Here is a 15,193-nt window from a genome sequence, read left to right as displayed (position 1 = left end):
GTATAACAGGTAATCCACACCCGCGCGCTACTTTAGCCGACCATAAAACAAGGTTATGAACGCCGACATGCAACAAGAAACAATGGACAATCAACAATTAATCTGGGATCTTCAATTGAGTCTCGATTTAATTCTCGAAGAAAATCTCGCACTCACCAAAAAAATGGATCTGGAGAGTTTAATTCCTTTCGTCAATTATATCCAGCAAGCAGAACGAATTTTTATTATTTCTGCCGGGCGATCTGGTTTTGCGATGCGGGCAGCAGCCATGCGTTTAATGCATTTGGGTATGAACGTTTATTTTGTTGGAGAAACCACAACGCCAGCCATTAAGCCGGGTGATTTACTGATTGCGGCTTCCGGATCGGGAACTACGAGTACCATTGTTCGCGCAGCAGAAAAGTCGAAGTTGGCAGGTGCTACGGTTGTGGCGTTAACCACCAATATTCAATCGCCATTGGCTGCCCTTGCAGATTACAGCGTACGGATTGCAGCTGCAGAAAAGCAAGATCATGGCGGTGCAAACTCTAAGCAATATGCAGGAAGTTTATTTGAACAGTTTTTATTGCTTTTAATGGATGCTGTTTTTCAATCGCTTTGGAAACTTGACGGAACACCTGCTGAGGAACTTTGGAAAAGACACGCAAACCTTGAATAGGAAGAATATTAACAATTATATATATAAAATCATGGCAAAATTACAAGTAGCAATAGATTTATTAACCACAGAAGATGCATTGGCTTTGGCTGCAAAAGTGGCTCCTTACGTAGATATTATTGAATTGGGTACTCCGTTAATCAAAAATGTAGGTTCTTCAGTAATCACAGCAATGAAAAAGGCACACCCCGATAAATTGGTGTTTGCAGATTTAAAAACTGCAGATGCAGGAGAACTTGAAGCTGATATTGCTTTTAAAGCAGGTGCAGATTTGGTTACCGTTATGGGTGCAGCCGGAAATGCAACAATTATTGGCGCAGTTAAAGCAGCAAAAGCACATGGAAAAGGTGTTGTTGTAGATACAATTGGTTATCCAGACCGCGTAAAAAGAGCACAAGAAGTTACTGCATTAGGCGTAGAGTTTGTAGAGTTGCATGCTGGTTTAGACGAGCAATGGACTGAAGGTTATTCTATCCAGGTTTTGATTGATGAAGCTGCAAGAGCTGGCGTACCAGTTTCCATTGCCGGCGGTGTTAATTTAGACAACGTAAGTGCAGTAATTAAAGCGGGTGCACAGGTTGCCGTTGCCGGTGCTGCAATTTATGCTGCAGAAGATCCTGCGCAAGCGGCAAAAGCACTTCGCGAAGCGATAGATGCTGCATAATCTTAAAATGTTTTCAAACAAAAAGCGCTACCACTTGGTAGCGCTTTTTGTTTACAGCAAAATTTTACTGCTAATGTCTTTATTTATTGTAATGTAACCCGGATATTTTACCGGCGTGTTGCCAAGCATAAATGTCGGTTTAATTTTGATGGTTAATAAACCCAGTTTTTCATCTTTAGAAGACGATCCCTTTTTTGCCGCTTTAAGAATATCATTAAAGATATTGGTATTAGAAATTAATCCGTAAATATTGCTGGTAAGCTGAACGGGAACTGTTACCGTTTGGCCTTGACCAATACTTACATTTTGATTTACTAAACCTTCTGCCAAATCTGTATTATTCACCAAAATTTTATATTCAAACTGATTGATTGCAGCCAATTGATTTGATGGATTAGAAATTTCTAAGTTGACATTGGCACGCAAAGGAATATCTTTTCGCAACAAACCCAAAGCTACACCAGGCAAACTGGCCAAGTTAAAATTCTGCTGTTCAAGAATTTGTTTTACGTCTGCGCCCGCAACCGTTACTTGCTGCACACCTGTAATTTTGTAATTGCAATTTTCAAGTGCTTTAATTTGTTGGGCCTGTTTGTTAATTCCACAGCTTAATAAGCCTACAGTGAAAAGACAAAGCAATAGTTTCTGTTTCATTTTATTTCGTGTTGCTGGTGTTGTGCTAACAACAATAACGCCAAATTTATAAAACTATTTCAGTGTGCCTAGGCAAGACTTTAAATTGCTACTTAGGCGCTGGGCGTAATGGTTTCTATCTGATCGCGTTCATCATCGCCATCTTTTTTTTCATTATCGGGAGAATTATGCACTTCAGGCGAATCATTTTCTGTTTTCTCTTCGTTTTCTACGGATTTGGATTGAACAGCTTCATCTTTTTTTACGTCTTGATTTGCAGCTTTTTCTGCAGTTTCCTGTTCCTCCTGCGGTTTTGTATCTTCATCCTGAAAAGCATTTTTTCGTTCTTCAATCGCATCTTCAGCGGTTGATGGAATTACCGTTTCAATTTCCATTTGTACATCTTCTGTCGGTTTTGGATGCTCGTTTTCTGCGGTAGTTTTCTTATCTGTATTTTCCATATCCTTTAGCTTTTATTAAAGAATAAACAATTACAATAGAATTTGTTTGTTTTTTTTAAATGTTGGCTAGGCATTTATAACTTAGCCCGAAAAATATTCCATGTCCGTTACCTATAGAAAATTAGAAGAAAAAGACAATGCTTCAACTGCTGAAATGATTAGAGCAGTAATGCGTGAGTTTAAAACAGATCGTCCCGGAACGGTATATACAGATCCAACAACGGATCATCTATCCGAAGTATTTAAGATCGAAGGTTCAGCATATTGGATTGCCGAGCAAAATGGCGAAATCGTTGGCGGTTGCGGAATTTTTCCTACCGATGGATTACCTGAAGGTTGTGTAGAATTGGTGAAATATTATGTTTCTGCTGCGGTTAGAGGAACTGGAGTTGGCAAAATGCTGATGCAAAAAAGTATAGAATCTGCCCAACATTACGGGTATAATGAAATGTACCTGGAATCGCTTCCAGAATTGTCAAAAGCAATCGGTATTTATGAAAAAGCCGGATTTAAAATGTTAAACGGGCCACTTGGAAATTCAGGGCATTTTGCATGCACCATTTGGATGTTGCTGGTACTTTAATGATTTCGATCAATCGGAAATAAATTTTGAATGAGTGAGCAAATGATTGAATCGTAATCCGTTATGTGATTTTGAGTATAAGCGCTTTGCCAATTTTCCACTTGTTTACGCAATCAATCATTCACTCTCTTCAATGTTCCCTGATCAATTAATTTCCAACCCGTCCTTCTTCTTCGCTTGTTCCGGTTCTTCTGCTTCTTGCGGTTTTGATTTTCATATTTCCGAATTTATAGGTAAAGTTGAGTGAGAATTTTCTGTTTTCCCATTCATTTTGCCAATAAGTATTAATGTTGTTGTATTGCAGTAAAGCTCTGAACTTTCCGGTTGCAAAAATATCATTTGCTCTAAAGGCAATAGTTGCATTTTTCTTCCAGAAAGTTTTCTTTGCACCCAGGTTCAATGCGTAATTGGCCAGGTTGCGATACAACCCAGAAACTGATGGCGAATAGTAATATGCATATAAACTCAATGAATATTGTTTTGGCAGTGTGAAGGTGTTATCTGTACTTACAGACCAATTCCATTGTGATGCATTATATCCGGTTCCTTGTACCGGCGAATACACTCTGTTGTATCCCGCAGAAAATTCTGTACTGTTATTCCACCATTTTACGACATCAAACGGACTACCTGTTGCGAAATATAAACTGGTTTCTGAATTTAGATTTTCTGGCCTGCTAATGCTTTCTTTAGTGACGTCATTTTGATAAATTACATTGGATTGAGATCCTTTCGTTGTCGCATAACTAACCGTTAGTAACCTGAAATTTTTTAAAGTATAATTAAATTCGAAGTTGTTTGCATAAGAAGGTTGAAGTAAAGGATTTCCTTGTAAGGCCGTATATGGATCGCTATAAAAAGCGAAGGGATTCAGGTCTCCATATGACGGACGGTTGATGCTTTTGCGGTAAGAAAGCGTAAATTGATTGTTTTCACCAGCTTTATACAGCATAGAAACATTTGGAAAAAGTTTCCAGTATTTGCGCTCTATTACGGTTGATGTACCAGAGGAAAAGCCATTGCCCAGCGTCTGTTCAGCTCTTAATCCTACTTTTAAATCCAAGTTCTTAAAGCTTTGCGCAAGTGAAATATATCCGGCATTAATCTGTTCAGTATAAGTAAAAGCATTTGTACGGCGCGGATCGTTTATCCAGCCAGCAGTTTTTAAAGAGTCAAAACTTAAATCGTTCTGTGTATTAACCCAACTGCTTTTCCATCCGGTTTCCAGCTTTAGATTTTTATTAAAGGGATGAACATAATCAACTTTTAAAGCATAAATTGATGTTTTGCCCATGCCCATATTGCGCAAGTAAATAGGATTGCCAATCAACTGATCAAATGCATTCAAGTAGGTATTGGTAAAGGTTTCTGAGCGATCCATATCGTAGCTTACATAATCGGCATCAAAACCCAGCTCTCTTCCTAAAGAATCTATTTTAAACCGGTAATTGAGGTTGATTGCATAATTTGAAGATTGGTTGTCTTGTGGATTAAACATGTTTACTGTGCCTTGTTTTATGCCCTGTGCGTTATAATTTGGCGAAGTGCTGGTTACTTCGGTTTCTACAGGAGAAGTATATCCTTTAAACATTACGCCGAAAGTGTGTTTATCGCTCAGGAAATAATCTGCACCTGCAGAATAGTTGTAGCTTTTTGTTATCGGGTGCCAATAATTTTCCTGATTGTATTGTTCATCTCCAATCTGGCGGTTTAAGGTTAATAAGTTATATGAATTGTAATGGCCGGCATTCAGGCGCACATAAGTACTCAGTTTGCCTACATTATAATTCAGATTTGCACCGCCGTATATTTTTTCATATTTGCCATAACCGCCGCCAAAATTTACATTTCCATTTGTACCCTGCATGCGGTTGCGTTTAAGTTTTATATTGATAAAACCTCCGGTTCCGGCAGCATCCAAAGAGGCAGGCGGATTGGAAATTAATTCGAGTTTACTCAAAACTGATCCCGGAAGGGATTTTAAATAAGTGGTTAATTCGGCGCCTGTCATGTAACTCATTTTTCCGTCAATCATTACCGTAATGCCACTTTTTCCTTTCATGATGATGTTGTCATCTTTGTCTAGTTTAATTCCGGGCGCCCGACTAATCACTTCCAGTGCGTTGTCTCCAGCAGTATTCATCTGTTCTACATTTACAATTGTACGGTCTGATTTCTGATCGATAACCGGCATTTTTGAAACGATATTTACATCTCTTAGTGCCGTTGCGTGTTCCATTAAAACCAATGCTGGCAATTGTACAGAAGCGTCTTTTACTTCAAATACTGAGGTTTGATTTCTTTTATAACCTACAATAAGCGCTTTTATAATATAACGGCCGGCTTTTACAGAGTTGAATGTATAAGTGCCGTCTGTTTTAGTTACCTGTGTGCCAATTGTTGTAGAATCTGGCAGGCGAATTAATGCAATTGACGCATAATCAAGCGGTTTTTTGTGTTGATCGGTAATCAGTCCGGTTACATTTGTGTTTTGAGCATGTGCAAAATAGCTTAGCGAAATTAAAAGTATTGCGGCAAAATATTTCATGTTTAGTGCAGTTTAATGTAGAGTTGTTTAATTTAAAATATCTTTCAGTTCAATTACTTTGAACCTGTTTTCGGTTTCAATAAATTGTTTGATCATGGCAATGTGGCCTGCGCCGAGAAGAATCACAATGCGCTTGTCTTTTGATTGGGTAATTTTTTGTACAATGGAATACATGTACAGATTTCTTCTAAACCATTCAGAAACCATGTATGCACCGGCAAAATCGTCTGGTTTGCCTGCTTTGTTAAGGGTTTGTAAGTAAAAACCTGCATTTTCATTTCTGGATGCTGAAGTGTTTAAATCGAGCAGTAAATCGGTTAAACCCAAAGTTTTCATTTTCTGATTCTGGCGATTGCCAATACGCTTAAACAAATCATCAATTTCGTTCATGAGCGCAGTTTGTCCGGCATTTTTCATTGCTTTTTGTACAGAATCAAAAGGCAAATCCATCGTGTAATCCATAGCGTTTATGGTTTTTAATCCGGCTTTTTTGCCGCTTCTAAAAGCCAGTTGGAAAATTTCATCTTCGTTATATGATGAATAGGATTTTTCAGCTTTAAATTTTTGATCGATATAATTCTGATAGTTGCCGTTAAGGTAGATTTGGTATAAAGAATCCAATGCGTTTTGTTGGTTAAACTTCCATTCTACAAAGAAACGATCGGGATTAAATTTGGCAATTTTGGCCGCCAGTACATCAAGCTCTGCTTGCGGTTGTTTGTCCAGAACATCAAATTTATTGGTTTTAACACCATCAAACCCAGGATTGTTAAAATGGAAAGTGCCGATTAATAAAACCTCTTGTTGTTGCGCAGACGCTTTGCCTGAAAATGCAGTTACAAATAAAATTAGGGTAAAGAAATGGAGAATCGTTTTCATATTGTTTGGAATTAAATGACGATTCAAAAGTGCAGAAGTTGCTTCGGGCTGTAAATTTTATAATCCCAACGGTTTAAATTATTATCCGAATTGCTTTTTGGGGCGCTGGCGCTTTTCGTCCGGAAAAACGCGTGTTTGGGATAATTTTTTCCGCCGTTGGAATAAGAAAATAGGCAGTTTAAAAACCTTTATCTAGTTTTAGAGCATGAAAATGCTTAAAATAATTTCTATACATATCATTTGCTGGTTACTCGTATTGGGTTATCAATACGGAGCAAGATTAATTAATGGCATGGATATCAATGAATCTGCGTTTAGTTTGTCTATGGATTTTTTGCATATCGTAGAGTTTTACCTGTGTTATGCCTGGGTTTATCCTAAATATTTAACACGCAGTAAAGTGCCAAAACTTATTGCTGGTGTATTGGCCGTAATGGTTATTTTTATTGCTTCTCGTTACCTGTTAGAAGAAGTACTGTTTTTAAAGTGGTTTGGCATTCACAATTACTTTGAAGGAACTACTGCTTTAGATTATATCACCGATAATATTTACTGGAGTATCCCGTACATCGTTGTTCCAGCAGCAATTTATGGCGTTCAGTTGAGTTTTGAAACGGAACGAAGCAACCGCGAATTGAAAGATGAGGTGATTAAAGCAGAGCTTTCTTTTTTAAAATCGCAGATTAACCCGCATTTTCTGTACAACACTTTAAATTATGTTTATGCACTGGCGATTCCGGTTTCTGATAAACTGGCAAATGCCGTTCTGCGCCTGTCAGATTTGATGCGCTACACATTAAGTGAAAGTGCAGATGGCAAAGTAAGTTTAGATAAAGAAGTAGATTATCTGGAGAGTTACATAGAATTGTTCAGAATGCGTTTTGAACCTAATTTTTATGTAGAATTTGTTACCGAAGGTGTAGACGGACAAAAAATTGCCGCTTTAATGTTGATTCCTTTTGTAGAAAATGCCTTTAAACATGGCGTTGTGAATGATGAAAGTCGCCCGGTACGGATAAAACTGAAAGTGCAGAACAACAGACTTAGCTTTGAAGTAAGCAATAAAATCAGTCATGCACAGAAAGACCGTTCAAGTGGTGTGGGTATGGTGAATATTTACCGCCGTTTAGATTTAATTTATCCCGATAAACACGATTTACTCGTCGCCAACAATGGAAATACCTACAAATCAACTTTAATTTTAAATTTGTAGTTGAAGAACCGAAAGCTCAAAGCTTGAGGTACCGAAGAAATAAAAATATCTTATAAGTCTGATTCTAAACTTTAAATTCAAATGATCCGTTGCCTTGCTGTTGATGATGAAGCGTATGCATCAGATATTATCGCCACATTTATCAAAAGAACGCCTTTTTTAGAATTGATTGGGACCACAACAAATGCTTTTGACGCCCTTGCAATGGTACAAGAAGGAAAAGTTGATTTGGTTTTTCTCGATATTCAAATGCCTGAACTTACCGGAATCCAGTTTCTAAAAATTTGCGGCGGTAAATGTAAAGTAATCCTCACAACCGCTTATCCGGAATATGCTTTGGACGGGTTTGATCTCGATGTTGTTGATTATCTTCTAAAACCAATTTCTTATGAGCGCTTCTACCAGGCTGCAACAAAAGCGCAGCAAATATTAGAACCTGTTTTAGCGGTAAAAACAGATCATGTGGCGGCAAATCACAACAACCAACCCGGCTATATTTTTATAAAAGGCGATACTAAAAACAAATTCCTGAAAATAAATTACAGCGATATTTTATACATAGAAGGTCTAAAAAACTACGTTTCCGTTTACACCGCAGATCAGCGGATAATCACTTACCAATCGCTACGAGAGTTGGAAACAGATTTACCACAGCCACCGTTTTACCGCGTGCATAAATCATACATCATCTCTGTTGATAAGATCAGAATGGTTGATGGAAATACCGTTTTTATTGGCGAGCAGGCCATTCCGGTAGGAGATACATATAAAGAAGAGTTCTTTAAAATGATCCGAGAAAGAAGATAAAGGTTGTTTCTTAGTTTTTTGCTGAAAAGCGCAGATTCGTATTTATATACATTTGCCCTCAAAATCTCCGGGATTTTATTAAGATCTCCGGTAAACACAAAGATTTTTTTAAGTTTGTCTCCCAGAATAAAAAAACTCACCATGCAAGAAACAAACGCATTAACCCAAGTTGCCGAATTTCACACAACTTTTAAACATCCAATACTAGAAACACCAATAATTCCTTCAAAACAAAGAGCCAATTTACGCGTTGCTTTGCTTGCAGAAGAATTGAAAGAATTACAAGAAGCCATAGAAAATGATGATTTGGTTGAGGTTGCCGATGCACTTTGCGATTTGCAGTATGTTTTAGCCGGCGCCATACATGAGTTTGGCCTTGGTGAAAAATTTAAAACCCTTTTTGATGAAGTGCACCGTTCTAACATGAGCAAAGCCTGCAAAACTGTAGAAGAAGCAGAAGCAACAATTCAGCACTATTTTGATAAAGACCAAACAGAATCTTATTATAAAGAAATTGATGGTTTGTTTCTTGTTTTCCGCAAAGCGGATGACAAAACTTTAAAATCCATTAACTATTCTCCTGCCGATTTAAAATCTCATTTGTAGTTTTCTATGGCAGATCAAAATCCTTCAGAAGAAAATCAGAATACCTACAACATCAACGGTTTTAATCTGAAGGATTTGAATGCAATTTTCATTCTTAAACACCTCAGCACACAAGTAGATACCAATCTGCGCGGATATTTTTCTTTGCTTCCGGTACAAATCGAAATCGATTATGCTGCGTTCAGTCAGCCCGATGCAGAAGAATATTTTCCTATCGTTCAACTTTGGCAAAACCAAAATGGATTAAAGCTTTCTTGCAGATGTACCGAATCTAAAAATAGGCTTTGCAGCCACCAGGCACAGGTTTTATACAATATTCTGAAAAGAGATGCGCTGCGGATTTTCTTTGATGAAGTACTTCGTAAGCAAGAGATAAAGCGCGTAGCGCAAAGTTACGGATTGGAAAATGAAAAAGATTTGGACGATTTATTTGTTGTTCAATATAAAGAAGATGCCTTTAAGATTATGCCAAAAATTCCTTTTCAGGCTTTTGATAAACAGGCAGAAGAAGAACTGAAAAGCATTTTACTTCCTTCGTCAAAACCGGAAATAGCTGGTAAATCGGCGCAAAACGATAACAACAAACTGATTGTACTTACACCGCATCGCTATTATAACCATCTTGTTGTAGAGTTGTATGAAGCCGCTAAAACCAAAAATAATAAGTTAAAAAATCCGATGAACAGATTAGATCCGGCAGATTTGATCTTTACAACAACAGATACAGATGAGGCTAAATTTTTTGGTGCAGTGGCGGGTTTTCAGCAAAATTACGATTCAGACTTTTCTCAAAAAGAAATGAATGCCATAAAAGCGGTAGTTAAAAATCCGCTTAACTGGCCTTTTTATATTCACGAGCCGAAAATATCGGCAAATATTCAGTCCAGTTCTGTTTTGCCGGTTAATCTGCAAATTCTGGATATTGATTTGCGCCTTTCTGTTAATCAAAAAGATGATTTTTATGAAATTACCGGCCGGATTTCTTTAGAAGGTAAAACATATGAACTGGATAATCTAATGCTGAAATATCAGTACTTTATTCAACTTAAAGATCAATTGTACCTCATTCCACGATTGGATTTCTTGCGTGTAATTGGTTATTTCATCAAACAAAGTAATCGGCTTATTTTGCATAAAAGCAAATACCCTGAATTTCAAAAAAGCATTCTCATTCCACTTGAGGGCAATCTCCGTGTAGATTATTCTTATCTAAAACCGGCCACCAAAAGGCAGATCGAAGAAAAAGGTTTTGATCTTGAAAATGAAAAATTGCTTTACCTGTCAGAATCAGAAGACTACGTACTTATAACCCCGGTAATGCGTTACGGCAATATCGAAATTCCGGTATTGTCTAAAAAACAAATTCAGGCACAAGATAAATTGGGTAATGTTTTTACCGTTCATCGGGATGAAAATGCCGAGTTGCAGTTTATCGCAGAAATTATGAGGCAGCATGATTTTTTTTATGAGCAGGAAACGAATGATGCATTTTACCTCCACCGCAAAAGATTTCTTGAATTGGATTGGTTTCTGGAAACTTTTGAAACCTGGCGAAGCAAAAACATTCATATTCTGGGTTTTAATCAGCTCAAAAACAATAAACTTAATCCTTTCAAAGCCGAAGTTAATATTGAGGTTTTAAGCGGAACAGATTGGTTTGAAACCAAAGCCGAAGTGAAATTTGGTAAGCAGAAAGTTGCGCTGAAATACCTGCATAAATCTATCCGCAACAAAAGCAAGTTTGTAACACTTGATGATGGCACACAAGGTATTCTGCCAGAAGAATGGTTGGTTAAGTTTACACAGTATTTTAATGCCGGCGAAATTGTTGACAATAAAATTCTAACACCAAAAATTAGTTTCGCCACACTTGATGAAATCTACGAAGATGCTTTGCTTGACGGAAATGTACGCAATGAAATTATCAGTTATAAACAGAAGTTTGACGATACCAATGCTATTGCAGATGTTGCAGTACCAGAAGGTTTACTAGCAGAATTGCGCCCCTATCAACAAGAAGGTTTAAACTGGTTAAACTTTTTGGATGATTTTAATTTCGGCGGATGCCTGGCAGATGACATGGGATTGGGAAAAACCATACAGGTTCTGGCTTTTATTCTGTCGCAACGCGAGAAAGTTTCTTTTAACACCAACCTTGTTGTAGTACCGGCTTCATTGATTTTTAACTGGATAGATGAAATACAAAAATTTGCACCATCATTGCGGGTAAAAACTATTTATGGAAGCGACAGAAGCAAAGTTGTAGAAGATTTTGATCGCTACGATGTCATCCTCACATCTTACGGAACTTTGCTTTCTGATATTCGTTTCTTAAAAGATTACCGCTTTAATTATATTTTTCTGGATGAATCGCAAAATATCAAAAATCCGGAATCGCAGCGATACAAAGCGGCGAGAATGTTGCAATCGCGCAATAAAATTGTGCTAACGGGCACGCCAATAGAAAACAATACTTTTGATTTGTATGGGCAACTTTCTTTTGCTTGTTTGGGTTTGTTTGGCAGCAAGCAACAATTTGCCGATTTATATTCTACACCAATTGATCAGTTTAAAGACAGTAAACGTGCTGCAGAACTTCAGCGAAAGATTAAACCTTTTATTTTAAGGCGAACAAAAGAACGCGTAGCAAAAGAGCTTCCAGAGAAAACAGAGATTGTATTGTACTGCGAAATGGGAGAGGAGCAACGCGAAGTTTATGAAGCCAACAAAAAGGAAATACAGGATTATATTCTGAAAAAAACGGACGATGAATTGCCTAAAAGTGCAATGCATGTGCTTAAAGGTATTACAAGATTGCGCCAGATTTGTAATTCTGCAGCTTTATTGGCCGATGGGAAATCTTATCTTCAATCTTCATCTAAAATTGAAATACTGATTGAACAAATTCGAAGCAAAGCTAAAAACCATAAGATTTTAGTTTTTTCGCAGTTTGTAACCATGCTGGAACTGGTTAAAAAACAGTTGGAATTAAAAGGCATAAAATATGCTTATTTAACTGGCCAAACCAGAAACCGAAAAGCTGCGGTAGATAATTTTCAGGAGAATGATGATGTGCCCGTATTTTTAATCAGCCTGAAAGCTGGCGGAACCGGACTAAATTTAACCAAAGCAGATTATGTTTATCTGGTTGATCCGTGGTGGAATCCGGCTGTAGAAAATCAAGCCATAGATCGTGCATATCGCATTGGCCAAAAGAAAAATGTAATGGCCGTACGGTTGATTTGTCCGGATACGATAGAAGAGAAAATCATGAAACTGCAAGCCACTAAGAAAGATCTTGTGCGCGACGTAATTCAAACCGATGGCTCGTTTTTTAAAAAACTGAACAAGAAAGAACTTTTAGGTTTGTTGAGTTAAATTTCGGTTCTAAAGCGTGTCTTACAATTGCTTTTGGAACATGTAACCCAATAAATTAACGTTTAAACTCACTACAATTTTCCAGCTAATTTTCTCTGCAATAAACGCTGGCAACGGCAAGTTACTTTCTTTTGCAGCAGCGGTATAAAAATCCATTTTTGAAGGATGATTGGGATTACAGGCATTGAAGGTATGGCCGAATGCTGATTTTTCTAACAAAGCACAGGCGAAACCAACGGCATCAATCTGATGAATCAGGTTTACAGGAGCCAATCCATTCGCGATATTTGTTTTGCCAGCAAAGAACCTTCCGGGATTTCGGTCTGGTCCAATCAATCCCGCAAAGCGGATAATTGTGGCATTTTCTGGCCGAAGGCGATGAAGATTCTGTTCTGCAGTAAGAATTATTTTACCAGATGCTGTATCCGGCTGTGTTTCGCTGTGTTCATTTACCACTTCATTACAATCGCCATAAACACTTGTTGAGCTGATCAGTACAACTTGCTGATTCGGTTTAGCCCGGTGCAGAATAGAATTGATTTTTTCAGGATAATCCGTCAACTCTGAACTGTTTCTTTTCGGTGGGATGCAAATAAACAGCACATCAGAGTTGAAAAAAACTTCATCTGCATGTTGTTGGTTTGCAGAGAAATTAATTAAAAATGGTGTTATGTTTTCGGCTTTTAACAGGTTCAGCTTTTCTGGCGTAGTTGTAGAACCGTTAACTTTATATCCTTTGGCAACCAATTCTTTGGCTAGCGCTAACCCAAACCATCCGCATCCTAAAACAGATATGGTTTTTGCCGGCAAGCCGGTAGTTGTATTTTGCATTTCGGTTAAAGATAAGATTTCAAATTTTTTAACCAAAATTTGTATTAATCCTGCTTTTTATACAATGTTTTAGACATCTGCATTATGCCATCGCGATAGCTTGTTGGCTCAAAATTGAATTTTTTCTCAAATTTATCAGAGTTGAAATTGTAATCGTTTTCATATTGATAATACATTTCTACGGTGCCCGCAACAACTTTTTTAAAAAGTCCAACCAGCCAAAGCATAGTTTTATTAATTGCACTAAATTTCGGTTTTACACCATACACTTCTGCAGCTAATTGTATAAATTCCTCGCCGCACAAAGGTTTTGCTGTGGGTAAATGCCAGATTTGATTGGCAGATTCTGGTGCTTTGGCCAGCAAATAAAGTGCTTTGCCCGTATCAGGAATATAGGTAAAATTGTGTAGTGTCTTTGGATTGCCAATCCATTGCGCCGATTCTTTTTTTGCGTATTTGCTCAGAACCATCATATCGAAAAAACTATTTGTAGATTCCGTTCCGTAGAAATCTGCTGCGCGGGCAATGGTTGCATTGATAGTTCCTTCTGCTACTTCTTTCATCAGCATTTCTGCAATTTTAGCCCGAACTTCGCCTTTTTTACTGCTTGGATGATTTGGTGAATCTTCACACATTTCGCCTTTTACCAATCCGTACATGTATACGTTATCAAAGAAAATTAATCTTGCGCCGCTGGCTTTTGTGGCGGCAATTATGTTTTGCATTACAATCGGCCACTGTTCTTGCCATATTTTGGTGTCATATACCAATCCGGCGCACATGTAAATGATCGCCGATCCTTTTGTAGCGTCTATCGTTTCTTGTTGGTTCAGCAGATCGCCTTTCATCCACTGAACATTTTCATTGTGGTAATTTATCGCCCTGCGACTAACCAAACGAACATGTTCATTATTGGCGATAAGTTCTGCTGTTAGTGCGTTTGCTGTTGGCCCGCCGGCGCCCAATATAGTGTGCATAATTTTTCTGTGTTGGTAAAACAAAGTTAATGCAGGCCAAGCGAAGAAAACGTTAACAAAAGATAAGGTTTATGCTACAAGTTGATTAAGAGTTTGGTTAGTTTGGGCTGGTTTGTTTAGAATTTGTAGGTGTTTGATGTGATAAATGAAAGGTAAAATGCGAAGCCTACAAACCTTATGCTTTTTGCAAAAGCGTACGTTTTCTGATGCGTGATAAAGAAACCGGCGTAATGCCTAAAAAATTAGCGATGTAATGCTGAGGGATTTTTTGAAAAAGCGCTTTTGCTGTCCTTTCCATATCGAGATAACGTTCTTCAGCAGTTTGAGTAATGAATGCCGTTACACGATCTTCGTAACAACAGATATAATATTCGGCCATTAAACGGCCAAAACGTTCCATTTTATAGGCCAGTTTTGGATGGTTTTGCAAAGCGTGAATGTTGTCTTTTGAGATCAAGATCAATTCAGTTTCTTCCAATGCCTGAATATTGTTGAGGCAAGGTTCGCCGGTTAAAAAGCTTTTATAGGAACTGACGAAATCATGTTCAAAACTAAAATAACCTGTAATTTCTACTCCATCTTTCAGATAATAATATCGAACACCACCGCTTGCTATAAATCCCATATCGGTGCAAACTTTCCCTTCTGTAGCAAAATATTCTTTTTTCTTTAAAGTTGAAAACTGAATGTGTGCACAGAAAATTTCCCATTCTAGCGCATCAAATTCAACGAATTTTGATAAGGCATTTCTAAATTTGCTGAGCTTTTCTGTATTGTTCATTTCAGGCAATATAAACATTTGTTTACAAGGAGAAATGTTGACTTGTGCCAGCAAGACATTTTTTGCTTTTTCTCATCTTTATTTAGTTATCCAGTTGCGATCTGAAGTATTTAAAGTTTACGATGAGAATTATCTATTTGAAAGGGTTGCCGACTTTGGCCGGCAACATGCGAT

General features: G+C 37.7%; 14 protein-coding genes. 7 read left to right on the top strand and 7 right to left on the bottom strand.

The features are described 5' to 3' along the window. Positions 1-55 precede the first annotated feature (55 nt). A complete protein-coding gene (hxlB, locus tag ACJVDH_RS14230) occupies positions 56-658 on the top strand; it encodes a 6-phospho-3-hexuloisomerase (protein ID WP_443944067.1) in 603 nt (200 codons plus the stop codon). Positions 659-689: 31 nt separating this feature from the next. Then, complete coding sequence (gene hxlA, locus ACJVDH_RS14225) at positions 690-1,322, top strand: 3-hexulose-6-phosphate synthase (protein WP_443944066.1); 633 nt, start codon at positions 690-692, stop codon at positions 1,320-1,322. A gap of 51 nt (positions 1,323-1,373) precedes the next feature. Here hxlA and ACJVDH_RS14220 read toward each other — a convergent pair whose 3' ends face one another. Beyond that, complete coding sequence (locus ACJVDH_RS14220; RefSeq protein ID WP_443944065.1) at positions 1,374-1,976, bottom strand: hypothetical protein; 603 nt, start codon at positions 1,974-1,976, stop codon at positions 1,374-1,376. A 92-nt stretch (positions 1,977-2,068) separates the two neighbouring features. After that, on the bottom strand, positions 2,069-2,416 hold the full coding sequence (locus ACJVDH_RS14215; protein ID WP_443944064.1) for a hypothetical protein: 348 nt from the start codon (positions 2,414-2,416) through the stop codon (positions 2,069-2,071). A 100-nt stretch (positions 2,417-2,516) separates the two neighbouring features. Here ACJVDH_RS14215 and ACJVDH_RS14210 point away from each other — a divergent pair, with 100 nt between their 5' ends. Continuing rightward, complete coding sequence (locus tag ACJVDH_RS14210; protein WP_443944063.1) at positions 2,517-2,999, top strand: GNAT family N-acetyltransferase; 483 nt, start codon at positions 2,517-2,519, stop codon at positions 2,997-2,999. Positions 3,000-3,147: 148 nt separating this feature from the next. On the opposite strand, the gene ACJVDH_RS14205 is transcribed toward ACJVDH_RS14210, so the two are convergent. Further along, entirely contained in the window at positions 3,148-5,547 is a 2,400-nt protein-coding gene (locus tag ACJVDH_RS14205; RefSeq protein ID WP_443944062.1) for an outer membrane beta-barrel family protein, read from the bottom strand. Positions 5,548-5,574: 27 nt separating this feature from the next. Further along, positions 5,575-6,426, bottom strand: a complete 852-nt coding sequence (locus ACJVDH_RS14200; RefSeq protein WP_443944061.1) for a DUF5694 domain-containing protein — start codon at positions 6,424-6,426, stop codon at positions 5,575-5,577. Between the two features lie 211 nt (positions 6,427-6,637). Here ACJVDH_RS14200 and ACJVDH_RS14195 point away from each other — a divergent pair, with 211 nt between their 5' ends. The 4 genes from ACJVDH_RS14195 to ACJVDH_RS14180 all read left to right on the top strand — a co-directional run bounded on the left by ACJVDH_RS14195 (position 6,638) and on the right by ACJVDH_RS14180 (position 12,430). After that, the gene (locus ACJVDH_RS14195; RefSeq protein ID WP_443944060.1) at positions 6,638-7,639 is read left to right on the top strand and encodes a sensor histidine kinase; all 1,002 of its coding nucleotides are present in this window, start codon (positions 6,638-6,640) and stop codon (positions 7,637-7,639) included. 81 nt (positions 7,640-7,720) lie between these two features. Further along, positions 7,721-8,446, top strand: coding sequence for a LytR/AlgR family response regulator transcription factor (locus ACJVDH_RS14190; RefSeq protein WP_443944059.1), 726 nt, complete (start codon positions 7,721-7,723; stop codon positions 8,444-8,446). Positions 8,447-8,587: 141 nt separating this feature from the next. Beyond that, complete coding sequence (locus tag ACJVDH_RS14185; RefSeq protein ID WP_443944058.1) at positions 8,588-9,052, top strand: hypothetical protein; 465 nt, start codon at positions 8,588-8,590, stop codon at positions 9,050-9,052. 6 nt (positions 9,053-9,058) lie between these two features. Next, positions 9,059-12,430: an SNF2-related protein gene (locus tag ACJVDH_RS14180; RefSeq protein WP_443944057.1), complete on the top strand. Its 3,372-nt coding sequence runs from the start codon at positions 9,059-9,061 to the stop codon at positions 12,428-12,430. Positions 12,431-12,451: 21 nt separating this feature from the next. On the opposite strand, the gene ACJVDH_RS14175 is transcribed toward ACJVDH_RS14180, so the two are convergent. From ACJVDH_RS14175 to ACJVDH_RS14165, 3 genes are all read right to left on the bottom strand, one after another. Further along, positions 12,452-13,261: an SDR family oxidoreductase gene (locus tag ACJVDH_RS14175; RefSeq protein WP_443944056.1), complete on the bottom strand. Its 810-nt coding sequence runs from the start codon at positions 13,259-13,261 to the stop codon at positions 12,452-12,454. Between the two features lie 44 nt (positions 13,262-13,305). Beyond that, entirely contained in the window at positions 13,306-14,238 is a 933-nt protein-coding gene (locus ACJVDH_RS14170) for an NAD-dependent epimerase/dehydratase family protein (protein ID WP_443944055.1), read from the bottom strand. 175 nt (positions 14,239-14,413) lie between these two features. Further along, complete coding sequence (locus ACJVDH_RS14165; protein WP_443944054.1) at positions 14,414-15,019, bottom strand: Crp/Fnr family transcriptional regulator; 606 nt, start codon at positions 15,017-15,019, stop codon at positions 14,414-14,416. Positions 15,020-15,193 lie beyond the last annotated feature (174 nt).

Source organism: Pedobacter terrestris (genome assembly GCF_052343045.1).
Taxonomy (GTDB): domain Bacteria; phylum Bacteroidota; class Bacteroidia; order Sphingobacteriales; family Sphingobacteriaceae; genus Pedobacter.
This window is presented reverse-complemented; position numbering and strand designations above follow the sequence as displayed.

Coding starts and splice junctions, on each gene's coding strand:
- hxlB (WP_443944067.1), top strand. CDS start 56: ATGAACGCCGACATGCAACAAGAAACAATGGACAATCAACAATTAATC.
- hxlA (WP_443944066.1), top strand. CDS start 690: ATGGCAAAATTACAAGTAGCAATAGATTTATTAACCACAGAAGATGCA.
- ACJVDH_RS14220 (WP_443944065.1), bottom strand. CDS start 1,976: ATGAAACAGAAACTATTGCTTTGTCTTTTCACTGTAGGCTTATTAAGC.
- ACJVDH_RS14215 (WP_443944064.1), bottom strand. CDS start 2,416: ATGGAAAATACAGATAAGAAAACTACCGCAGAAAACGAGCATCCAAAA.
- ACJVDH_RS14210 (WP_443944063.1), top strand. CDS start 2,517: ATGTCCGTTACCTATAGAAAATTAGAAGAAAAAGACAATGCTTCAACT.
- ACJVDH_RS14205 (WP_443944062.1), bottom strand. CDS start 5,547: ATGAAATATTTTGCCGCAATACTTTTAATTTCGCTAAGCTATTTTGCA.
- ACJVDH_RS14200 (WP_443944061.1), bottom strand. CDS start 6,426: ATGAAAACGATTCTCCATTTCTTTACCCTAATTTTATTTGTAACTGCA.
- ACJVDH_RS14195 (WP_443944060.1), top strand. CDS start 6,638: ATGCTTAAAATAATTTCTATACATATCATTTGCTGGTTACTCGTATTG.
- ACJVDH_RS14190 (WP_443944059.1), top strand. CDS start 7,721: ATGATCCGTTGCCTTGCTGTTGATGATGAAGCGTATGCATCAGATATT.
- ACJVDH_RS14185 (WP_443944058.1), top strand. CDS start 8,588: ATGCAAGAAACAAACGCATTAACCCAAGTTGCCGAATTTCACACAACT.
- ACJVDH_RS14180 (WP_443944057.1), top strand. CDS start 9,059: ATGGCAGATCAAAATCCTTCAGAAGAAAATCAGAATACCTACAACATC.
- ACJVDH_RS14175 (WP_443944056.1), bottom strand. CDS start 13,261: ATGCAAAATACAACTACCGGCTTGCCGGCAAAAACCATATCTGTTTTA.
- ACJVDH_RS14170 (WP_443944055.1), bottom strand. CDS start 14,238: ATGCACACTATATTGGGCGCCGGCGGGCCAACAGCAAACGCACTAACA.
- ACJVDH_RS14165 (WP_443944054.1), bottom strand. CDS start 15,019: ATGAACAATACAGAAAAGCTCAGCAAATTTAGAAATGCCTTATCAAAA.